General features: G+C 42.4%; 20 protein-coding genes. 12 read left to right on the forward strand and 8 right to left on the reverse strand.

All coding sequences use genetic code 11. From position 1 onward, the window contains the following. Positions 1-9 precede the first annotated feature (9 nt). Positions 10-1,518, forward strand: coding sequence for a SusD/RagB family nutrient-binding outer membrane lipoprotein (locus OQ289_RS00520; protein ID WP_270088933.1), 1,509 nt, complete (start codon positions 10-12; stop codon positions 1,516-1,518). 110 nt (positions 1,519-1,628) lie between these two features. Continuing rightward, positions 1,629-3,011, forward strand: coding sequence for a PepSY-associated TM helix domain-containing protein (locus tag OQ289_RS00525; protein WP_270088934.1), 1,383 nt, complete (start codon positions 1,629-1,631; stop codon positions 3,009-3,011). A gap of 99 nt (positions 3,012-3,110) precedes the next feature. Here the strand turns inward: OQ289_RS00525 and OQ289_RS00530 are convergent, their stop codons facing one another. Then, the gene (locus tag OQ289_RS00530) at positions 3,111-3,461 is read right to left on the reverse strand and encodes a phage holin family protein (RefSeq protein WP_033563749.1); all 351 of its coding nucleotides are present in this window, start codon (positions 3,459-3,461) and stop codon (positions 3,111-3,113) included. 210 nt (positions 3,462-3,671) lie between these two features. On the opposite strand from OQ289_RS00530, the gene OQ289_RS00535 reads away from it, so the two are divergent. The 4 genes from OQ289_RS00535 (at position 3,672) to typA (ending at position 8,767) form a co-directional block, all read left to right on the forward strand. Then, on the forward strand, positions 3,672-4,100 hold the full coding sequence (locus tag OQ289_RS00535) for a DUF2147 domain-containing protein (RefSeq protein ID WP_270088935.1): 429 nt from the start codon (positions 3,672-3,674) through the stop codon (positions 4,098-4,100). 216 nt (positions 4,101-4,316) lie between these two features. Continuing rightward, a complete protein-coding gene (locus OQ289_RS00540) occupies positions 4,317-5,564 on the forward strand; it encodes an ABC transporter permease (protein ID WP_033563747.1) in 1,248 nt (415 codons plus the stop codon). Positions 5,565-5,692: 128 nt separating this feature from the next. Further along, positions 5,693-6,883, forward strand: coding sequence for a glycine C-acetyltransferase (gene kbl / locus OQ289_RS00545; RefSeq protein ID WP_270088936.1), 1,191 nt, complete (start codon positions 5,693-5,695; stop codon positions 6,881-6,883). Positions 6,884-6,961: 78 nt separating this feature from the next. Then, on the forward strand, positions 6,962-8,767 hold the full coding sequence (gene typA, locus OQ289_RS00550) for a translational GTPase TypA (protein ID WP_033563745.1): 1,806 nt from the start codon (positions 6,962-6,964) through the stop codon (positions 8,765-8,767). An 88-nt stretch (positions 8,768-8,855) separates the two neighbouring features. On the opposite strand, the gene OQ289_RS00555 is transcribed toward typA, so the two are convergent. The 4 genes from OQ289_RS00555 to OQ289_RS00570 all read right to left on the reverse strand — a co-directional run bounded on the left by OQ289_RS00555 (position 8,856) and on the right by OQ289_RS00570 (position 12,175). Continuing rightward, positions 8,856-9,569 (reverse strand): pirin family protein, encoded by a 714-nt coding sequence (locus OQ289_RS00555; RefSeq protein ID WP_270088937.1) that lies wholly within the window; start codon positions 9,567-9,569, stop codon positions 8,856-8,858. Between the two features lie 155 nt (positions 9,570-9,724). Next, positions 9,725-10,060 carry a TM2 domain-containing protein gene (locus tag OQ289_RS00560; protein WP_033563743.1) on the reverse strand — a complete coding sequence of 112 codons (336 nt, stop codon included), beginning with the start codon at positions 10,058-10,060 and terminating at the stop codon, positions 9,725-9,727. Positions 10,061-10,169: 109 nt separating this feature from the next. Next, positions 10,170-10,913 carry an aspartate/glutamate racemase family protein gene (locus tag OQ289_RS00565; RefSeq protein ID WP_270088938.1) on the reverse strand — a complete coding sequence of 248 codons (744 nt, stop codon included), beginning with the start codon at positions 10,911-10,913 and terminating at the stop codon, positions 10,170-10,172. 155 nt (positions 10,914-11,068) lie between these two features. Continuing rightward, complete coding sequence (locus tag OQ289_RS00570; protein ID WP_270088939.1) at positions 11,069-12,175, reverse strand: DUF4407 domain-containing protein; 1,107 nt, start codon at positions 12,173-12,175, stop codon at positions 11,069-11,071. A gap of 190 nt (positions 12,176-12,365) precedes the next feature. On the opposite strand from OQ289_RS00570, the gene OQ289_RS00575 reads away from it, so the two are divergent. Further along, complete coding sequence (locus OQ289_RS00575) at positions 12,366-14,480, forward strand: M3 family metallopeptidase (RefSeq protein ID WP_270088940.1); 2,115 nt, start codon at positions 12,366-12,368, stop codon at positions 14,478-14,480. A 182-nt stretch (positions 14,481-14,662) separates the two neighbouring features. Here the strand turns inward: OQ289_RS00575 and OQ289_RS00580 are convergent, their stop codons facing one another. After that, positions 14,663-16,426, reverse strand: a complete 1,764-nt coding sequence (locus OQ289_RS00580; protein WP_270088941.1) for an ABC transporter ATP-binding protein — start codon at positions 16,424-16,426, stop codon at positions 14,663-14,665. 5 nt (positions 16,427-16,431) lie between these two features. Next, complete coding sequence (gene truA, locus OQ289_RS00585; protein WP_270088942.1) at positions 16,432-17,181, reverse strand: tRNA pseudouridine(38-40) synthase TruA; 750 nt, start codon at positions 17,179-17,181, stop codon at positions 16,432-16,434. A 191-nt stretch (positions 17,182-17,372) separates the two neighbouring features. Between truA and OQ289_RS00590 the strand changes: the two genes are divergently transcribed. From OQ289_RS00590 to ligD, 4 genes are all read left to right on the forward strand, one after another. Continuing rightward, positions 17,373-17,846 carry a DUF4293 domain-containing protein gene (locus tag OQ289_RS00590; protein ID WP_033563738.1) on the forward strand — a complete coding sequence of 158 codons (474 nt, stop codon included), beginning with the start codon at positions 17,373-17,375 and terminating at the stop codon, positions 17,844-17,846. Between the two features lie 2 nt (positions 17,847-17,848). Then, positions 17,849-18,232: a nuclear transport factor 2 family protein gene (locus OQ289_RS00595; RefSeq protein WP_270088943.1), complete on the forward strand. Its 384-nt coding sequence runs from the start codon at positions 17,849-17,851 to the stop codon at positions 18,230-18,232. A 127-nt stretch (positions 18,233-18,359) separates the two neighbouring features. Then, a complete protein-coding gene (locus OQ289_RS00600; protein WP_270088944.1) occupies positions 18,360-18,935 on the forward strand; it encodes a DUF4142 domain-containing protein in 576 nt (191 codons plus the stop codon). A gap of 130 nt (positions 18,936-19,065) precedes the next feature. After that, positions 19,066-21,522, forward strand: a complete 2,457-nt coding sequence (ligD, locus tag OQ289_RS00605) for a DNA ligase D (RefSeq protein ID WP_270088945.1) — start codon at positions 19,066-19,068, stop codon at positions 21,520-21,522. Here the strand turns inward: ligD and ku are convergent. Next, complete coding sequence (gene ku / locus OQ289_RS00610; protein ID WP_033563734.1) at positions 21,519-22,274, reverse strand: non-homologous end joining protein Ku; 756 nt, start codon at positions 22,272-22,274, stop codon at positions 21,519-21,521. The genes ligD and ku overlap by 4 nt on opposite strands. 463 nt (positions 22,275-22,737) lie before the next feature. Between ku and OQ289_RS00615 the strand changes: the two genes are divergently transcribed. Beyond that, positions 22,738-23,244, forward strand: coding sequence for an RNA polymerase sigma factor (locus OQ289_RS00615; RefSeq protein WP_270088946.1), 507 nt, complete (start codon positions 22,738-22,740; stop codon positions 23,242-23,244). The last annotated feature ends 69 nt before the right edge of the window (positions 23,245-23,313 follow it).

The raw sequence follows: 23,313 nt of genomic DNA on the forward strand, positions 1-23,313 counted from the left end.
CATACAACGATGAGATATAATATGATAAGAATAGGGATTATTGCTTTTGCTTCCATGACACTCACGGCATGTAGTGATTTTTTGGATGTCAACGATAACCCGAATTCTCCGATTAAAGAGAATTTAAGTTTAAGTGCAAAGTTGCCTGCTGCATTGGTGACATCCGCAGCATACGAATCTACGCAGTTAAATCAAGTAGGAGGTTTTTGGGGTGGCTATTGGGGTACATCTAATGAAGGAGTGAGTTCATTCACATCTTTAAAGAACTACAATGGTCCGGCCATAAGAGATACCCGTGACGGGATAGCCGTTTGGGAATCCAGCTACAACAATCTCTTGTATTACAAAGAAGTATTGGACCAGGCCAATGACGAACAGGCTTTGTTCTATTCAGGCATTGCTAAAATTATGATGGCCCATCATTTCTTTACACTGGTTGATTTTTACAACAATGTGCCCTATGAAGAAGCATTGAAGGGTTCGGCTCTCTTGCACCCTGCCTACGAGTCTGGTAAAGAAGTATACCGAAAGTCCATGGACCTCATTACCGAAGGAATTGCAGAAGTGAAGATTGCCTCTTTGAAGCCGTCGAATGATGACGTGATGTTCAAGGGGAGCGAAGTTAAGTGGGCCAAGTTTGGAAATACGCTCAAGCTACGCGCATTGTTAAGACAGTCGGAAGTTACCGATCAGGCGGCCTACATTAAGCAAGAGATTGCTAAGATTGTTCAAGAGGGCTCTGGCTTTTTGGAGGAGGATGCTGCGGTCAATCCGGGTTTTTTGAATACTGCGACCAAGATGAGCCCATTCTACGAAACCTACTACCGTAATAATTCGGGTGTGGCTGTTGCCAACTATGCAAATATTCGCCCAAGTCAGTACCTAATCAGCAAGTATAAGGAGTATAACGATCCCAGATTGGCCCAAAACTACGTCGCGGTAAATGGCGACTATAAAGGTGTTGTTTTTGGAAACAATGCTATAAATGATGAGTTTTCAGCGGTCAATACTTCGGCTTTCAAAGGGCCAAACGAGAATGCGAGCAAACCCGGAGGACTTGTGAAAGCGTTCAGCCAGTCAGCGGTGTTACTTTCACTGGCTGAAGCAAATTTCTTGCAAGCTGAAGCTGCTGAGCGGGGATGGATTGCAGGAACGGCTAGCCAGCTCTACCAAAGGGGCATACAAGCGTCGTTCAACTATCTATTCAATGCGGCGCACAATATTGAGGACTATATTAGTCAGCCCAATGTCCAGTATGCTACTGCCACCAATAAGATAGAAAGAATCATCACTCAAAAATGGTTAGCGTTAAATAGCATCAATAATATTCAAGCTTGGGCTGATTTTAGGAGATTAGGATATCCCAACTTTCCTAACTCCGTTTCTACCCCAACTCCAGGCGCATATCCATTGCGATTTATGTACCCCGAAACCGAAATCAATACCAATAATGAGAACGTTGCCAAGCAAGGCGACAATGGTATATTGACAGCGCGGGTTTGGTGGGACGTTAATTAATACTAATTATAAATAGTTTTATATTTGCATATTAACCATCATACATAGCAAATCAGGTAATGCCCTATCGCATTACCTGATTTTGTTTGATTAATCATTAAAGAGAGAGAATGAACAAATCAAAAAAAAGTAACTCACGGTGGCCTAGGGTCCGGAAATTATTTAACGACCTTCACCTTTGGTTTGGGTTGATCAGTGGTATCGTCGTTTTTGTGGTGTGTTTGACGGGAACTATCTATGTCTACAATACCGAAATCAGGGAAGCCGCAGCGCCAGAACTTTACCAAGTAAAAGAAGGTGCGGGTGCGCGTTTGCAGCCGGATGCATTGTTGGATATCGCCCAGCAAAATATCAAAGGAAAAGTATCTGGGATAAGAATCAATCATGATCCAGAACGCGCTTACGCGGTCCTCTATAGCAAACCCAAAAAAGAGGAACCAGCTGATCCTGCTCCGGTCGAAGAGAAGAAGATGCCAAAGAAGGAACACGCTGCTCAAGGAAATAATGCGGAAGATAAAAAAGGCGGGAAGGACAAAAAGGTTGCCGCTGCTCCCGCAGGTAGACAGCGCGCAAACCAGATGATGATAGACCCATATAGTGGGCAGTTGTTGGGTGACCCTCAAGACAAAGAGACAAAGACAGCTGCGTTTATGCAGAAGATGTTTAGCCTACACCGTTGGTTGATGCTTAACGAAATCGAACAACCCATATTCGAAGGTGTCGAAAATCGAAAGCTAGGAAGCTGGATTACAGGTACGGCAACCTTATTGTTTACGTTAGGAGTAATTAGTGGAATAGTAATCTGGTTTCCACAGCGCCTAAGAGGATGGAAAAATGGCTTAAAAATCAAATGGTCAGCCAAATGGAAGCGGGTCAATCACGATCTGCACAATACATTCGGCTTTTATAGCTGCATAATATTATTTTTAATGGGAGTAACTGGCCCCTTCTGGTCATTTGATTGGTATAGAACCGGTTGGCAGAAAACATGGGGCACTTATAAAGAAGCCCCTAAAGAAGGATCTGCGGCACCCAAAGAAGAGCCTAAGTTGGCTTCTATATATCCAGGCGCCAATGTCGCCCCACTTTCTGTGGCCCAATTGGTAGCGATTGCGGATAAAGAGCTGACCTACAGCGGAGACTATATGGTCAGCTTGGCAAAGGACTCTGTAAGTACGGTGTCACTTTCTAAGTATAAAGTAGGATTCTTTGCTCCAGCTCCTGCTGATAAGTTGACGCTTGACCAATATTCAGGAAAGGTGTTAGAGAAAGATATCTTTAAGGAAAAACCCTTAAATGAACGTATTTCAGCCTCCATCAAAAGTTTACATATTGGAGATGTGTACGGCCCGTTTACAAAATTGCTCTATTTTATTTCATGCCTTATTGCCACATCTCTCCCTATTACCGGGGTGATGATTTGGTTGAATAAAATGAAAAAGACCAAAAAACGAGGGGCTAGCATAGTGACTACTACCAGAGCTGTGGGTTAATCATATCCCACAAGTCCATTGATGGGCATAACACCAAAAAAAAGCGTTAGTCGATGTACTCGGCTAACGCTTTTTATGTTAATCCCTTAGCGGAATGTACTAATCTTTAGACGAGCCCATGATGGCCGAAAGAATCATTTCAACTATCGCCACCACAATTGCAAACAAGGCCGCAGTCCAGAAGCCTGCCACATCAAATTTGGACCCCATTATCTTGTCACTCAATAAGACCATCAATACCGTAATGATGAATGAAACTAAGCCTAGTGTGAGCCAATTTAATGGGAATGTGAAAAGCCGAAGTATACTCCCTATCGTCGCATTGACAAATCCGATAACCAATCCGGTGACTATCGCCCAACCAAATCCAGCGACTGTAACTCCCGGAATAACCCATGATGATACTGCTACCACAAGTCCAGTCAGCAATAAACTAATAATAAATTTCATAGCAAAGTGGTTTAAAGTGTACTTATAAAGTAGTGACAAAAGAAGTGCCAAAATCATCCTAGTGCTTCACATCAGCCTATATCCCCTCTACATTTTTCCGATATAATCCGACTATATTAAAAAATGGGCGACTCCAGAAATTAGAAAAATATTATGCCAGCATAATTGATTTTTTGTATATTCACCCTACAATTATAAATATCATTGATCATGAAGAAATTAATATTATCTCTGTATATGCTGCTTTTTACGGTAGTATCATTCGCACAAACAGATCCTATCATTGGTAAATGGCAAAATCCGAGTGGAGAAGGAAGGATCGAGATTTTCAAAAAGGGCGAGAAATATTATGGCAAGCTCTATTGGTTGAAGAACGCGAACGATGAATTAGGCAATCCAAAGAAAGACGTTAAAAATCCAGATGAAAAGCTCAAATCTAGAGCACTCCTAGGGTTAGAAAATCTCACTAATTTCGATAAGACCGGTAACAACGTCTATGAGAACGGAAATGTGTACGATCCCAAATCGGGTAAAACATACCGTTGCAAAATGACCCTCAAAGGAGATAAGCTCGATATTCGAGGGTTTGTTGGCGTCAGTTTGATTGGACGTACAGACACCTTTACCCGTGTGAGATAATATACCCCACCCCAATTCCAGATGGATATGTACTTAAAAAGCGCTGCGTAATCAGTCCAGCGCTTTTTAAGACTCATTTCTACCCCTCATTCCATCATTTTCGCTGTCTCTATCGCATGTCTCGAAATGTCAAATTCAGTCCGGCTCCCCCGCTATTTATCATTTGCATTTAAAAAGCAATTTATCTAAGTTTGGTAATAAATTAGCCGATCGTCTATGTCTGTAAATATGTCTTACCGTGAAAATGTCAAACTCGCTCTGCAGTCTATTGTGAGCAATAAGTTAAGGACATTTTTGACAGCACTCATCATAGCGATAGGCATCACAGCATTGATCGGCGTGCTGACTTCCATAGACGCCATTCAGAGCTCCCTTACCAACTCTTTCTCCTCTATGGGCTCCAATTCTTTCAATATTCGAAATAGAGGGCTCAACGTGCGTATTGGTGATCAAGGGAGCCAACCGAAGGTATACCCTGCAATCACGTATAGACAAGCCATGGGCTTCAAAGACCAGTTTAATTTTGACGCTATAGTCTCCATTAATGCGAATGTGACTTGGAACTCCACAATCAAATACAAAAGTGAGAAGACAAACCCCAATATAGGCGTCATCGGCGCCGACGATAATTATCTCCAAACATCTGGATACAAAATTGAATCCGGACGTAATTTTTCCAAGCAAGATGTAGAGAATGGAAGCGCTGTAGTCATCATCGGCAAAGAAGTCACCACCAGACTTTTTAAGAAGAAAGAGAATCCCGTAGGACAATATATTACCGTTGGCGATAGCCGTTTTTTAATCATTGGCGTATTGGAAAGCAAAGGTTCCAGCGCTGGGTTCGGGGCGGATAAAGCCTGCTTTGTCCCCATCTCCAAAGCCCGCATGATGATGGAAAATGGAAACCCTTCCTATTCCATTACCGTCATGTCACCTGACCCCCTAAAGATGGACGCTGCCGAGGGTGAAGCCGTTCTCATTTTTCGTAAGTTGAGAGGGCTCAATGCCAAGCAAAGTTCCAATTTCGAAATCATCAAATCGGATGCTGTCGCCCAGATTTTGATGCAAAACCTTCGATATGTAACCCTTGGTGCCATCATAATCGCAGCCATCACCTTGTTGGGAGCTTCCATTGGCTTGATGAATATCATGCTCGTGTCGGTTACGGAGCGCACTCGAGAGATCGGTGTACGTAAGGCTATCGGCGCTACCCCCGGCGTGATACGAAAGCAGTTTCTGATGGAAGCGATCGTCATCTGTCTCATCGGAGGCCTTGCCGGCATCATATTGGGCATTACGATTGGCAATTTACTTGCCCTAGGGTTAGGGGCTAGCTTCATTATCCCGTGGAAGTGGATGCTGTTGGGGATGACCGTCTGCGTATTAGTCGGTATGGTTTCCGGATACTACCCCGCTTCAAAAGCTTCAAAGTTAGATCCTGTAGATGCACTTCGCTATGAGTAGCCAATAATTGAACAATCGTTTTCATTGTTACCTATTGCCCCCATTTGGGTTAATTTTTCTTTAAACCTTTTCCAAGCCCTCCGCTTCACGGATAAAAAACGTATTTTTGCGTTCAAAAACAAATCATTATGTATAAGACACTTCAACCTGCTCTGCAGAAAGAAATCGCAGCGATTAAAGAAGCTGGTTTGTATAAAGAAGAGCGCATTATCATTACTCCCCAGGGAGCTGATATTAAGATCAGTACCGGAGATGAAGTTGTTAATTTTTGTGCGAATAATTATCTTGGTCTATCCTCACACCCTAAAGTAATTGACGCGGCCAAGAAAGCAATTGATTCGCATGGATATGGAATGTCTTCCGTTAGATTTATCTGTGGTACCCAGGATATTCATAAAGAGTTAGAAGCCAAATTATCCCAATTCTTGGGTACAGAAGATACGATTCTCTACGCCGCAGCGTTTGATGCCAATGGCGGTGTGTTTGAGCCCTTGTTTGGTGCCGAAGACGCTATTATTTCAGATGAGCTCAACCATGCTTCCATTATTGATGGGGTGCGTCTGTGTAAAGCACAGCGGTTCCGTTATAAAAATGCGGACATGGCCGATCTTGAAGCCCAATTGATCGCCGCCGCCGGAGCCAGGCATAAGATTATCGTTACAGACGGCGCATTTTCGATGGATGGTTCAGTAGCTCCTTTGGATCAAATTTGTGACCTAGCAGATAAATACGAAGCACTTGTCATGATTGACGAATCTCATTGCACAGGCTTCATCGGGAAAAATGGCAGAGGTACCCACGAATTGTTCAATGTGATCGATAGAGTCGACATCATTACCGGTACATTAGGTAAGGCACTAGGAGGTGCTTCAGGAGGATTTACTTCTGGTAAAAAAGAGATTATAGATATGTTGCGTCAGCGCTCGCGTCCTTACCTTTTCTCCAATACATTGGCACCCGCTATCGCCGGCGCATCCGTTGCAGTGTTGAATATGCTAAGCGAGACCACGGACTTACGAGACAAATTGGAAAGCAATACCCTTTACTTTAGAGAGCAGATGACAGCGGCAGGCTTTGATATCAAACCAGGGTTCCATCCAATCGTTCCAGTGATGCTTTACGATGCCAAGCTAGCCCAACAATTTGCCGCTAAAATGTTAGAAGAAGGAATATACGTCATCGGATTTTATTATCCTGTTGTGCCTCAAGGTAAAGCACGCATACGCGTACAGATATCGGCAGGCCATGAGCGTGCGCACCTTGATAAGGCCATAAAAGCCTTCACAAAAGTGGGTAAAGAATTGGCAGTCATAAAATAAAATTATCGTTTATGCATAATTTGTGGTGTAAAATCGTTAGCTTTGCACCCTCAAATTTTATATACAAACATTTGCTAGATGCAGAATATCAGAAACATAGCGATCATCGCGCACGTTGACCACGGTAAAACCACATTGGTTGACAAAATTCTACACTTCACTAATCTTTTTAGAGATAATGATGGTACAGGTGACTTAATCTTAGATAACAATGATCTGGAGAGAGAACGCGGTATCACAATCGTTGCAAAGAACGTATCTGTGCAATATAAAGGTGTGAAAATCAATGTTATAGACACTCCTGGTCACGCCGATTTCGGTGGGGAAGTAGAGCGTGTATTGAAAATGGCTGATGGCGTTGTGTTGTTAGTGGATGCTTTTGAAGGTCCCATGCCACAGACGCGATTTGTAACGCAAAAAGCATTGGCTTTAGGTCTAAAGCCATTGGTTGTAGTAAATAAAGTAGATAAGGAAAATTGTCGTCCTGAAGAAGTTTACGAGAATGTATTTGATTTATTCTTTAGCTTAGATGCGACAGAGGAGCAATTGGCATTCCCAGTACTATACGGTTCATCTAAGCAAGGATGGATGTCTACAGATTGGACGCAACCAAAAGAAGATGTGTCTGAATTATTGGATGCTATCATTGATCACTTCCCGCCATCTCCTTTCGTAGAAGGCACCCTACAGATGCAGATTACCTCATTGGATTACTCTACTTTCGTAGGTCGTATTGCTATAGGTCGTGTCGCTCGTGGAACGATTAAAGAAAATCAGCCTATTTCATTGGTGAAAAGGGATGGTAAAGTCGTGAAATCACGTGTGAAGGAGTTGCATACATTTGAAGGTTTGGGACGTCGTCGTGTTTCAGAAGTCGCTTGTGGTGATATCTGTGCAGTAGTAGGTATTGAAGGTTTTGATATTGGTGATACAATTGCTGATTTTGAAAATCCAGAACAACTAGAAGTCATCCATATCGATGAGCCAACGATGAACATGTTGTTTACCATCAACAACTCTCCATTCTTCGGTAAAGAAGGTAAATTAGTGACTTCCCGTCACATCCATGATCGCTTACAGAAAGAACTTGAAAAGAATCTTGCTTTGCGCGTGGTGCCAACTGAATCACCTGATGCATGGTTAGTATACGGTCGTGGTATTCTCCATTTGTCCGTATTGATTGAGACTATGCGTCGTGAAGGATACGAGCTACAAGTAGGACAGCCTCAGGTTATTGTCAAAGAGATCGACGGTGTCAAATGCGAGCCTATCGAGGTATTGGTGGTGGACGTGCCAGCGGAGGTTTCAGGTAAAGTAATTGAACTCGTGACACAACGTAAAGGCGAGTTGTTGATTATGGAAACCAAAGGTGAAATGCAACACCTTGAATTCGAGATCCCATCACGTGGTATCATCGGTCTACGTAACAACGTATTGACAGCGACAGCTGGCGAGGCTGTAATGGCACACCGTCTTAAAGGTTACGAAGCTTGGAGAGGACCTATCCCAGGACGTCAACACGGTGTATTGATTTCTTTAGATAAAGGTACGACTACAGCATATTCAATCGATAAATTACAAGATCGTGGTAAATTCTTTGTAGATCCAGGAGTGGATATTTACGAAGGACAGATTTTGGGAGAGCATATTCGTGATAATGACTTGACAATCAACATTGTTAAAGGAAAGCAATTGACCAATATGCGTGCTTCAGGTACTGACGATAATACGCGTATTGCGCCAGCTATCAAATTCTCTCTTGAAGAATCAATGGAGTACATCCAAGCTGACGAGTATATTGAAGTAACGCCTCAAAGTATCCGTTTACGCAAAATATATTTAACAGAAAACGAGCGTAAGGTTAATGCGAAGAAATTCCAATAATCGTACGATTTTAATAAAAGAAAGGCCCATCATTTATGATGGGCCTTTTTTTATGCTTGATGTCTTTTGAAAGATTAGCTTTCCTGTATTAATACATAGGCACTTCAATAAGCAGCACCTTGGCATCTCTGGACGCTTCGATATCGATCGTGTCGATTTCATATAGTCCAATGGCATCCCGTCTCTCCAGCTGCTCTCCGGCAATGCTTACAGTACCTTCCAAGACAAATAGATAGATTCCATTTGCATCTCCATGAAGCGAATAGGATAAGTTGGCGCCCGTAGATAAATCCGCTAAGTTGAACCAAGCATCTTGATTGATCCAGACTGCTGATTGGTCCTCTTGGTCAGGCGAGACCACCGTAACCCATTTGTTATTTTTGTCCAAATGTCGATATGATTTTTGATCATATCGAGGTTCGATGTTCAGGTCCTTAGGTAATACCCAAATTTGTAAAAAATGCACATCTTCGGTTTTGCTCCCATTGTATTCCGAATGCGCTATCCCTGTGCCGGCACTCATGATCTGCACATCCCCCGTCAGGATATCCTTACCGTTGCCCATGTTGTCTCCATGAGCGAGGGTGCCTGCCAGTGGTATACTAACAATCTCCATGTTGTCATGAGGGTGGCGGCCAAAACCTTGACCAGGAGCTACTTGGTCATCATTGAGGACACGTAGTGCACCGAAATTTATTTTTTGGGCATCATAGTATTGTCCAAAACTGAATGAGTGACGGCTTTTTAACCAACCGAAATCAACTTGTCCTCTGTCTGCAGAACGGTGTATGATTTTTTGCATGTTAATCTCCTTTATTTATATGTTCAAACATCAAATCTTATGCCAAATAAAAAAGGATGCCCTCCATGACGGAGTGGCAGTGAAGGGGGGAAGAGGTAGTAGTTCTAGACCAGCCCGAGCTAATCGAAGGTCGGGCTAGAATTACTTTACATAGACTAGAGTAGTGCTGCTACCTTTTGGAAGTTCTTCTCTTTTGTGGCGTCCATGATTAAAAACCAGTCTACCAAAGCCCAGATTCCGAGACCTCCACACGTCAATAACTTACCTATACCTAAGCCTGTATCGCCTATAATAAATCGATCTATGCCAAATGTTCCAGCAAAAACTGAAATCAATAAGACAATCATGGGGTCATTGAAGGATAACATTTGTACCTGTACGAAGCGGGCCTCATCCATCTGCAGCATACGCTCCCTAAGCAGATTCAAATGTTGTGGATTAAAGTTTTTGACCTGAGTCATCAAATAACCGTCTACTCTTTGCGGATCCATATTTTTAGTTTAATAAATAGAATTGTATCTAACTTACGTGTAAACTTAGATAATTTTGTTTTTTTTCACAAGCCCTTTTTCCTTATTGCAGCTTTTTCTGGGTACTCTTCTATTTTTGGAGCTTCTGCGGAGCTACCGTTCGGATTAGTGCCCTTGCCAGTACCCGGTGGGGATCGACAATAGGCAGACCAGCAATTTCTTTCTCTCTTAGTGCTAGCGGCAATTCCGTACACCCCAAGACAATCACTGTTGCTCCTTCTTTCTTCATTTCGTGAATGGCGGCAATGAGCTCCTCTTTTGCTCTATTGGTGATTGGAGAAGCATGACTTTTGATACCATATTGTTCGTCATATATCGCTTGATGTATTTTTTGTTGCCAATCGTCAACAGGTTCTACCACATTAAGACTATGTATCGCTAGTGATTTTTTATAAAGCCCCGTATCTCTCGTGCCATTGGAAGACAATACGCCCACTGCCGGATTATCATAATGAGACGCGATGTACTGAACGGTCTCTTCCACAAGATTCAATAGTTTTATCGAGAGTCCTTTGGACTGTATCAGCGTCCTTACAACATCAAATATAGGTGCTGCGTGAGCCGTATTGCAGGGTACAGCAGCTACAGTGGTCCCCAATCCCACCAATTCTGCAATCGTATCTGCAATCGCATGAGCGGGGTTTATGGAGCCGTCTCCCGTCAGGAACTGCGTACAGTTTGCAATACGCCCCGGCTGTGAATGTAAAATAAGCGGGATATGATCTTCATCCTTTGCCGCAATAGTCTCCTCTATTATCTTCTTTACGATGTCCAGTCCAACCAATGGACCTGCACCACCTACGATTCCTATCATATTGACCTCCTTCTAGTATTGATCCGTAGCTGTTTGGAGCGAGCCAAGACCATTAGACTAAGACCAAAAATGGAGCCAATTAATTTGGGATCAGCCAGTCAACGGATCATTTACGTCCACTTGTTGACAGGGTGTCATGGAAGAAGTTGTGCTTTTTATTCGTCCTCCTCTCCTTTATATCGCTTATTCAATCTATCCATCCGATTTTTGATGGATACATCCGTTCTGAACCCTTCGAGTTTATCGAGCGCGCTTTTTTCGACCGTAATAGCAGTCTCCGACTCGTAGTCATGAACAGTTCGCTGACTCAGCATGGCCTGGTCATAGGAGTCTCGACCGCTCATCAATTTCACAAATACCGGGAGGCATTCAAAAAAGATAAATAGCAAGGCGATAAATAATACGGCATTTTCTGTTGATTCATCAATGCTGCCATCTGCTTTGTACTTCAAATTGCCCAACGCCGCATTCCTGTCCGCAAATCCAGCAACATTCACGGCACTATCTAAGCTTTTATTAGATAGGAGTTTCTGGTCAAGAATACCCTCAAACGATTTGCGCTCTTGTAGCACAAGGTCCTTCTGCTGTATCTGACCACGCAAGGTATCCAGATAAGCTTCCTGTCTCTTTAGCTGAGCCTCTTTCATTTTGGCATAAGGGCCATATCCCATCACGCCAGATGTCTCCGTGGTTTTATTGCCAAATATCTCAAAGTTTAATTTCTGTCGATCGGATTTAATAGCGCTCTCCAGAGAGTCCGTTTGTTTTTTCAAGTCATTAAATTGGCGGTACTCGGTCGCATATTTTTGCTCAAAAGTCAGGTTGAGGGTGTCTATTTTAGCTCGTTGTTGGACAAGGTATTCTACACGTAAGCGCTCCCTGATTTCCTTATCAAAGATTTTCAATTCTAACGGGCGAGATATGACGATCCCGATCAGCACCGCCAACAAAATACGAGGGAAAGCCTGCAAGAATTGTTTACCACCACCTTTGGTTTTATCGATACTGAGTACGATGTAACGATCCAAGTTGAAGATCGCTAACCCCCATATCAGACCAAAGACTAGGGCGTAGACAATGGCCAGTGGGGCGCCCTTAAATATGAAATAAAGAGCATAGCCTCCAGATAGACTCGCAAAAAGCCCCGTAAAGAATATCGTTGCACCGATGCTCACATACTTGCTATGCTCTTCCGGATATTTGGATAATGTGTCCTCATGTACTCCTGCGCAGTACCAAAAAAAGCGGGATATACTCTTCATAACCTAAGTCGTTAATTATTATGCGAATAGACGCAATATTTTGTTAATAGTTACATCCATCCTTTTGTTTTACAAAAATGTGATAATTTTCTGAAACAACAGGTCTTTGTCCTGCCTATGGGTAGCCATTCTGACGGGAATTGTTACCTTTGTAAATAAAACTGCGTTGAAAACAAATCCAGAAACAGATATGAATAAAAAAAGCTTTTTGCCCATGTTCATGATCGTTGCGGCAACTGTAGCCGGTTGTAACAATGAACAGAAGACAGAAACAACAAATCCCTTGCTCCTTGCCTATGACACTCCATTTGAAGTTCCGCCCTTTGACAAAGTAAAGGACGAGCATTTCAAACCCGCATTTGAAGAGGCCTTGAAGCAGCACAAACTGGAGATTGATTCCATCGTCAACAATACCGAAGAACCCACTTTTTCCAATACGATAGTTGCATTGGAAAATGCTGGTAGGCTTTTAAGCCAAGTCTCTACCGTGTTTTTTAACTTAAACTCGGCTAATACGAATGATACAATTCAAGCCATAGCAAAAGATATGGCTCCAGTTTTATCCGCACACAGCGACGAAATTTCTTTGAACGCGAAATTGTTCGAGCGAATTAAAACAATGTGGGAGAAAAAGCAAACGTTAGGTCTAGATGCTGAAGACTCTAAATTGTTAGAAGAGACGTACAAGAGATTTATACGTTCAGGAGCCAACCTTAGCGATACGGACAAAGAAAAACTAAAGAAGGTAAACGCTGACCTATCCGTGTTGACCACCCAATTTGGTCAGAATTTATTGCAAGAAACCAATGCTTTTGAACTAGTTGTTGATAAAGAGGGGGATCTTGATGGTTTGACTGCTGATTTAAAAACAGCGGCCGCAGAAACAGCTAAAGCCAAAGGAAAAGAAGGCAAATGGGTCTTTACATTACAAAACTCATCCATTATGCCCTTCTTGCAGTATGCCAAGAATAGAGAATTACGCAAGCAGCTATGGGAAGCCTATTCTTTAAGGGGCAATAATGGCAACGATGCAGATAATAAAGAGATTCTCCGCAAGATTGCTAACCTCCGCTTGGAAAAAGCTAAATTATTGGGATATGCGAATCATGCAGCCTATGTGTTGGAAGAATCTATGGCCGAGAATCCAACCAATGTATATGCTTTGTTGAACAAGCTTTGGGCGCCAGCACTTGCTAAAGCAAAGGTAGAAGCCGCAGATATCCAGCAGGAGATCAAATCCGCTAAAGATACATTTGAGGTTGCGCCATACGATTGGAGATACTATGCCGAGACTATCCGCAAAAAAAGATTTGCGTTGGATGAAGAGCAAATCAAACCGTATTTGAGCTTGCCATCGGTCCGTGAAGGAGCTTTTGCGGTAGCTAACAAATTGTATGGTTTGACATTTGTCGCCCTTAACAACATCCCTGTATACCATCCAGAGGTAGAAGTTTATGAAGTGAAGGACAAAGACGGTTCACACCTAGGACTATTATATGCTGATTTCTTCCCTAGAGACTCCAAGAGAGGAGGAGCATGGATGACATCCTATCGTGCCCAGTCTAGAAAAGAAGGGAAGCGTGTCGCACCCGTGATTTCTATCGTCTGCAATTTTACCAAGCCAGTAGGTGATGATCCAGCTTTGCTCACCTTTGACGAAGCGACGACATTGTTTCATGAATTTGGACATGCACTGCACGGCTTGCTGTCTAATGTCAAATACAAAAGCCTGGCAGGTACTTCCGTGCCGCGTGATTTTGTTGAGCTTCCTTCGCAAATCATGGAAAATTGGGCTGCAGATCCAGAAGTATTGAAAACCTATGCCAAGCATTACAAAACAGGCGAAGCTATTCCAGATTCATTGATATCTAAAATGGACAAGGCAGGTACATTCGACCAAGGATTTGCGACAGTGGAATATCTAGCGGCATCACTCTTGGACATGAATTATCATACAATTGCCTCCCCGATCAAGGAAGACATCAATGCCTTTGAAAAAGGAGCGATGAACAAGATTGGATTGATCAACGCTATCATTCCAAGATATAGAAGTACCTATTTTCAGCACATCTTCTCAGGAGGATACTCTGCAGGTTACTATGCTTACATTTGGTCAGAAGTGTTGGATTCAGATGCCTTTGCGGCATTCAAGGCCAAAGGTCTATATGACCAAGGGACGGCAGCATCATTCAGACGCAATATCTTGGAAAGAGGTGGTACCGGCAATCCGGCTCAAATGTACAGAACCTTTAGAGGTACGGATCCAGATCCGGTATACTTGATGAAGAAAAGAGGGTTGAACTAATCCCTTTCCCAACGATAAAAAAGGCTGATCTATTACCAGATCAGCCTTTTTTATGAAATGTTGTTGTGACAGACAGTACAAATAGGAAATCCTATACTTGCTTCAAGTACGCATTAGGCTAGGTCTGAATCTAGCCGCTAGTGCGAGACAACTATCCGTATACATATAGCCCACCATGTTTTCTATATCCCCGCAGAGTTGAACTGCAGGTCGTATAATTTCTTATAGTACCCGTCAATGCTCAAGAGTTCTTGATGATTCCCTATTTCTTTTATTTCACCCTTATCCAGTACGATTATCTTATCAGCTTTTTGTATGGTAGACAGTCTATGTGCTATTACAATAGCTGTACGGCCCTCCATAAGGTTGTCTATTGCCGATTGAATCAATTCCTCCGTTTCGGTGTCTACAGAAGAGGTCGCTTCATCTAAAATCAGGATTTTCGGTTCATGTACAAGCGCTCTGATAAAAGAAATCAACTGCGCTTGACCAGAGGATAGCGTCGCACCTCGTTCTTGCACCTCGTAGTCAAATCCTTGTGGTAAGCGCATGATGAAATCATAGGCCCCCACTTGCTTCGCTGCCTCAATGATATTCTCGTTCGAGATTGAGGGGTCATTGAGATTGATATTCTTATTGATTGAATCTGAGAATAGGAAGACATCTTGTAATACAGTCGCGATCGTCTGTCTTAAATAGTTAAGTTCATATTCTCGGATATCCACGCCATCTAAGAGGATCTGCCCTTTATTGATTTCATAAAACCGACTTAGGATATTGATTACGGATGATTTGCCTGCTCCTGTAGCGCCAACTAAGGCAAGGGTCTCACCCGGTTTAACCCGAAAGCTGACATCTTTCAAAACCCAATTCTCGTCATTATAGGCAAACCATACCTGTTTGAATTCAATTTCTCCTTTTATCGTCTCCGGTTTAAGATTTCCATTATTGGGCGTATGTTCATCGGTATCCAATACATCAAATATCCGTTCAGCACTCACCATACCCATCTGCAAAGTGTTAAATTTGTCGATAAGCTCTCGTATAGGTCTGAATATCATGTTGATGTACATGATGAATGCGACGACTACTCCCGGTGAAATGACATTTGCAATAATCTGTTTAGATCCAAACCAGACCAATAATCCCAGCGCAATAGCCATGATGATTTCCAATACAGGAAAGAAGATGGAGAAATACCAGTTGGCACGGATATGCGCATTCCTGTGATGTGAATTGATATCTTCAAATTTAGCTAATTCTTGCTTCTCCCGCGCAAAGTATTGGATGATACCCATACCTGAAATATGCTCTTGCAAAAACGTGTTGAGATTGGCCACCCATTTTCGTACGTCTTGAAAGGCCGATTTCATAGCTTCTTTAAAGATGTAGGTGGCGCCTACCATCAATGGCATCGGAATCAACACAATCAAGGTCAGCTTCCAATCCGTATAGAACATCACGATCAGGATGACCAATAATTGTAAAAGATCACCTATGATTTGAATTAAGCCTTCCGAAAAAATGTTGGAGATGGTTTCCAAATCCGAAATTGTGCGCGTAATTAGTCGGCCAATGGGTGTATTGTCAAAATACTTGAGTCGCAATTTGGTAATATGATTGAATACCTCTATACGGATATCCCGAATTACCGATTGGCCCAGCGTATTGGTCATCAGCGTATGGAAATAACGAATCGCTGTCTGTACGACCAACAGGCCGAGCATGGCCATGAGCATCATATCCAAGCCCGAGGCATCATTGGCCAGAATATATTTGTCCAGCGTATGTTCGATAAGAAGTGGGAGAGCAGGAGCTACTGCTGCCAAGAAGATGGTCAGGACCACAGATATCCAAAAAGCGGTACGATAGGGCCGCATGTATTTAATCATCCGCTTGAGCAGCGTACTGTCATATGCCTTACCTGTTATCTTTTGATCGCTCACAGTTCTTATTTTTTTAGATTACTAATATAGGGATAAACTACCTTTGTCAGGTACAGTCCGTGTGCAGGAACCGAGGCTCCGGCTTTCGATCGGTTCTTACTGTCTATGACTTCTTTTAGATAGCCGATATCTTTGTTTTTTAGGCCAATTTCCAATAATGTACCTACAATCGCACGCACCATATTCCTCAAAAATCGGTCTGCCGTGATATGAAATACCAGATACCCTTCTTCTGACCATTTCCACTCCGCACGAGCAATTGTGCAGATGTTGGTAAATACTTGTGTATGTGCCTTACTGAAACAGCCAAAATCCTGTGTACCCAATAGGAACTCACAGGCCCTATTCATCTTTTCAACCTCCGGAATATCCCGTAATAACCAAGAAGAATTGACTTTGAAAGGATCTTTCTTAAAATGGACATGATATTCATACGATCGCGATGTCGCATCAAATCGCGCATGCGCATCAGGATGCACTTCGATAAGTCGGTATGCTGCAATATCTACAGGAAGGAGGGAATTCAGGGAATGAATGAATTTTTTATCATCTAGGACCAATCCTTCTCGTGAGGTGTCGAAGTGCACGAACAATTGTTTGGCGTGGACACCTGTATCTGTACGACCCGCACCGATAGTCTCTACATCTTTCCGTAGTAATGTATTGAGGGCCTGGTTTAACTTTTCTTGTACGGATACTGCATTTAGCTGGACTTGCCAACCGTGGTAGGCAGACCCATCATACGCGATTTCCAAAAAAAAACGACTTTTTATTGATTCCACTGTGCAAAGGTAGCGATTTGAATGATTTTACCACCCATCTTCACTTTCGTCAGTAACAATTTGACATTTGTATTGTTAAGGATAGCAAGGCGAACGAACATCGCTCTTTATTTGCATATAAAACTAACTTTCTATAAGTTTGTTACTACAATAAAAGACTCTATATGTTACAACGTATCCAAACCATTTGGTTATTATTAGCTGGATTGACCATTTTTGGCCTATTCTTATTTCCGTATTTGCAGTATATTGATGTTGCTGGCCTTGGACGCAAACTGTTGGTCACCGGGTCGTATACGGCTGTTAATGGGGAGTCGATGAAAGAAGAGTCATTTATTCTGCAGACCCTTGCAACCATAGTTTTGGGCCTATTGCCGGTATATATTATTTTCAAATTCAAGGATAGAAAGACGCAGATAAAGTTGGTCTTTCTTGAAATTGTACTTATTATTCTATTTGCACTGTGGCTGTACTCTTCATCTAGTAGCATTTTGGCCGCTACATCCCAATACCTTTCGGCTTCTAATATCGGAGTTGGTTTCTTTTTGTTGCCGGTTGCCATTATTTTTCTATCCATGGCCTTAGGCGGTATTCGTAAAGATGAGCAATTGATCAAGTCTGCTGAGCGATTACGATAAATATGGAATATAGCCAACGCGAGCGTCTGATTCAAGACTATATCGCAGCCTACAACAGCTTTGACGTAGAAGCTATGATTGCCTATTTGGATGATGACGTGCGCTTTGTCAATATCGCCCATGATGAGATCAACCTGTCGCTGATGGGACGGCGGGCATTTTGGGATCAGGCTGTGCAGGCCGCAGACTTTTTTAGTGAACGGAAGCAGACCGTTTTATCTTACAATCACACGAGCGAAGAGACCGAGATTCTCGTCCAATATCACGCTATCTTAGCCATCGACCTCCCCAACGGTCTACAAAAAGGTCAGGTACTTGATATGAATGGAAGGAGTATTTTCAAATTTGCCGATGGAAAGATAAGCTCCCTAACTGATATCACTTAATGTAATTACAGGCGCTGGTCGGTTTTAATTTATCCAGCCTGCGTATTTTAATTTTCATTTTGGGTGTTTTTACGGTCAACTTTTAGTCGCCGCATACGTAGTTATATAACCACTTAATTGCATGGCTATGAAAAGAATACCGTCCTATCTTTTACCTTTCTTGCTGTTAGTAGGAGTCTTTACTAGTTGCCGCCAACAACAACCCCTTTCGGAGTCCAGTGATTCTGATACCCTTACTACGGCCTCGATTTTTGATTCTGATATTTACTTTGATAAAGAGCGATTTTTTATCAAGACCATAGAAAGTGGGCTTAAATTGAAGACTGCTTGGGCGTTGGCCTTGGATAGAGCGGCCTGTGACTCTATTCGTGCTGTGGCACCTATTTGGAAAGAGCGCCATGAAAAAGGAGTTCAAAAAATAGCCGAAGTAGGCACTGAGATGGAGATAGATATTCCCCAAGAAATGAACCGAACCGATACCCAACAGCTATTAGACCTAGCTACTCAATACAGTGAAGAGTTTGATGGCCGATTCATCAAAATGATTATTGAAGATTATGAACGCAGCATACCTCTTTTTGAACAGGCCGCATTAGATGCAAATAATGGCGATATTAGACTTGTGGCGACAGCCATACTTCCGCAATTGTATGAACAACTTGCTCAAGTGCGTATCATTGCCCAGGTTTCTTTTAGAAATTGATCTATAGATCCAATGGGGAGGAATCTCTTAACGCATATGGGGCTTTTTGACAGAAAACAGGGCTATGCCTTCGTGAGACACCCCTACAAACATTGGAGGACCTTCTATGTTAATCTTTTAAAGCAAAGGCATGAGCAAGCTCGAGAAGTATAATCAAAAGCGTGATTTCCAACGAACGCAAGAGCCTCGTGGTCATTCAAAAGCCATGCGGGGGAAGAAGTTGCGATTTGTCGTACAACGTCACCATGCCAGCCGCTTACATTATGATTTTCGATTGGAAGTGGACGGCGTGCTCAAAAGTTGGGCCGTCCCCAAAGGACCCTCTCTTTTTCCACAAGATAAGAGACTGGCAGTGCAGGTGGAAGACCACCCTCTTGACTATGCCGGATTTGAGGGAAGTATACCTGTCGGCAATTATGGTGCCGGCACGGTAACCATATTTGATGAAGGCTATTTCGAACCTTTAGAAGGCCAAAGCGAAAGACAATTCCTGAAAAACCTTAAGGAAGGCTCCCTCAAATTTATATTGCATGGCGACAAGCTACGTGGAGAATTTGCATTAGTGCGTATAAAGGGGGATGACGATGGTAAGTCTTGGCTATTGATCAAACACAATGATGCGTATGCAGTGCACAAAGCCTACAACGCTGAAGATTTTGTTACAAAGAGCGTCAAGGAAGAAGGAAAGAATTTTAAAAAACCAGCCACCAAAGGAAGAAAAGCCCGGTCTACTGCTACCGAAGTCGTGGAGCCTTTACCGATGTTGGCCAAGCTCACCGATGGTATGCCGGAGGATGGAGATTGGTCATTCGAAAAAAAATATGATGGATTCCGAATTATCGCAGTCAAGAATGGGGGAAAGGTTTTCTTATATTCCCGTACGGGGAAGAGTATGAACAAACTGTTTCCTTCCATTGTCAGGGAGATTAGTAAAATCGAGCGAGATCTGTGGTTGGATGGAGAAGCAGTTATAGAAGATGCCAAAGGCAAATCAAGGTTTCAATTGCTGGCCTCAGGGGAACCCACCCCAGCTAACCTCCATCTCCGTTATTATATTTTTGATATGCTGAGCTTGGATGACAATGACTTAACACAATATCCGTTGTTCGAACGAAAAGAACTGCTCAAACTCTTGTTCAAGGCATTAAAGAGCAGTGTATTGGTCCATGTTGATGCGGTAAAAGGGGCGGCAAGCACGATATACAAAAAGGCGGAGAAAGAAGGCTGGGAAGGACTTATCGCCAAGGACAACGAGGGGCGTTATTTCCCGGGTAAGAGAAGCAGTCAATGGCTGAAAGTTAAGTTTCGACAGAGCCAAGAAGCAGTCATATGTGGGTACACGATGCCCCAAGGCAGTCGGACGCATTTCGGAGCCATCGTTTTAGGATATTATGCCGACAATCGTTGGGTGTACTTGGGCAATTGCGGCACAGGATTTACAGAAGCCATTCTAGCAGACGTATCTAAGCAGTTGAAGCCCCTAGTCGTGACCGACAAACCTTTTGGTAAAAATATTAAAGTTGCCAAGGAGCGAGAGGTCACGTGGGTAAAACCTCACGTCGTATGTGAGGTGTACTATTCCGAATGGACCGCCGACCAACACCTTAGGCATCCTGTTTTCAAAGGACTGCGCACGGATAAAAAACCAAAGGAGGTCCAAATGGAGAATCTAAAAGAGACAAATGTTAAAGAGAAAATAATCACTATAGACCGGCATCAGGTCAAGTTGACTAATCTAGATAAAATATATTGGCCCCAAGAAGGCTATACCAAGGGCCAGATGATGGCTTATTACGAGCAATACGGAGACTTGATTTTACCATTTTTAAAAGATAAGCCGATATCATTGCATCGGTTTCCCAATGGGATAGAGGAGAGTGGTTTTTTTCAAAAAGATGTGAACGTCGAGCAGATTCCCCGTTGGATAAAAACAGTCCCTGTATATTCAGAGAGTACTGACAAGGACATTGACTATATCTTGTGCAACAACAAGGCCACATTGCTTTATATTGCCAATCTAGGTTCCATCGAAATCAATCCTTGGCTATCTACCTATCGGAAAGTAGAGAAGCCCGACTTTGCAGTGCTTGACCTTGACCCCAATGGAGCCAATTTTGATAGCGTCATCAATGTTGCGCAGACAGCGCACCGCTTCTTTCAACAAGCACAAGTAAACGATTATATCAAGACCTCGGGTTCTACCGGTTTGCACATCTATTTATACGTCAAGCAACAGTATACCTATGATGTAGTGCGTGATTTTATCCAACTGATTGCAGAGCTGGTTCACCAGGAGCACCCAGATACGACCAGTCTGGTCAGGGACCCCAAAAAGAGAAAAGGAATGATTTATCTGGACTTTCTGCAGAATAGGAGAGGGCAGACTATTGCAGCCCCATATTCCCTCCGTCCCAAACCGGGAGCTACGGTGAGTACACCATTATTTTGGGATGAGGTAGTAGTAGGTTTGCAGGTTCAACAGTTTGATATACAGACTATACCAGGTCGACTAGACAACAAAGATAACCCATGGAAAGCTATCTTTGATACACCCAGTAATATTAAACAGGCTTTAGAAAAATTTTAAGCTAGACTAGCCTTTAATTGTGCCAATAAATTAGCAGCCTTTGTATTCTCGACCGTAATCTTTCGGATAGTAGCCCGTTTCCCCTTATCCTTCTGTTTGATAATCTTGAGAAGCTCCTTGCTATATTCATTTTTGTAGCCGGAGATATCAAACGGTTGACTGTGTTGTCTGATCAGCTGCACGGCCATATCCATTTCCTCTTTTCGGATTTTTGCATTTCCTGGGAGCTTTAGCTCTTCCGCCGATCGGATTTCTTCCTCAAAGCGAAGTTTGTTCAGCAACAGCATATTTTCGTAAGGTTTTACCAATACCAGGTTTTCCACATTTCGCATTACAAAAGACCCCAATCCAGCAGTTTTACTTTTTTCAAGTGCCTTCAACAAGAGTTGGTAAGCCTTTTCCCCTCCCTTTTGAGGCTCGAGATAGTAAGGTGTATCGAAATATATACTGTCTATTTCTTCCAATTTTACAAAAGATTGCAAGTTGATCATTTTATTCTTTTCGGGGCTCGCTTCTTCAAAGTCGGCTTCCTCCAAGACCACATATTTATCTTTCAACAGATAGCCCTTCACAATATTCTCCCATGCCACCTCTTTACCTGTGCTTTCGTTGACACGCTTGTATTTGATATTTGATTTATCTTTCCGATCCAGCATATCCAGATCTAAAGAACTGCTTTGGGTCGCACTGTATATTTTAATTGGGATATTGACCAATCCAAATCCAATCGCCCCTGTCCATATTGCTCGCATAATAAAAGATTATGAGTTTATTCAATATAGTAACAAGTTGAGCTTGATAAAGTTTAGATATCTATCGTGTTGATTAGTAGGTGTTTGTTTGGTTTGGTGTTTTTGAAATCTTGTCTAGATAAATAGACAGACATTCATTGAGGAATGTATACCAATCCAGGGGATTTTATTTGTAGCGATATTTTTTCAATTTCATGTGGGTTAAATACGCGCTGCAAACCGTAAATGACGCATCCTAGAATCGTTCTAGATAGATGTAGAGAGGAGTCAGTTTACTTAACTCAAGGTTTACACGTATTAATACGTGTTTTTGAGAATAAAATTGAGATAGTTTAGCATGGCCTTTGCCTTATTGTAACCGAAACCGTAGAGATGGGAAATAAATTTCCTCATTTGCTATTCATACTATAAGAAGTGTTAACATCGATGTACGCTGGTGCATCAAACTAAAAAAGCTATCGTTATGACTAAGACAGAATTTAACACCCAAGTAATCGGGCAGACCAATGAGCTCAAAAGTTTTGCAAAACGTTTTACAAAAGACCATGAAGAAATCAATGATCTTTTACAAGAGACATTCCTCAAAGCAGTGACCTATTTCAATAGTTTTCAAGAAGGGACCAATTTGCGTGGATGGTTGTATACCATTATGCGTAATACGTTTATCAACAACTATAGACGGATGTCAAAAGGACAGTCTTTTATCACTACTGAGGAGGAGATAAGTCCAGCGAATCTATATTTCTCAGCAGTCCACAATGCAGGCGAGAACAAATTCATGATGGAGGACATTCAGAGTGCTTTAAAGGAGCTTGAGGAAGGATGCTACATTCCATTTACGATGTATTTTGAAGGATATAAATATAATGAAATAGCCGAGTACCTTGATTTACCGATTGGCACTGTCAAGACTCGGATTCACATAGCGCGCAAAAAGTTGAAACATATATTAGCAAGCTATAAGAATTAATGACCGACTTTCCCATCTTTAGGTGAGGGCTCTCCACAAGTGTTTATTTTGTGGAGGGCCTTTTTTTCC

It is taken from the genome of Sphingobacterium sp. SYP-B4668 (assembly GCF_027627455.1).
In the GTDB taxonomy this organism is placed as follows: domain Bacteria; phylum Bacteroidota; class Bacteroidia; order Sphingobacteriales; family Sphingobacteriaceae; genus Sphingobacterium.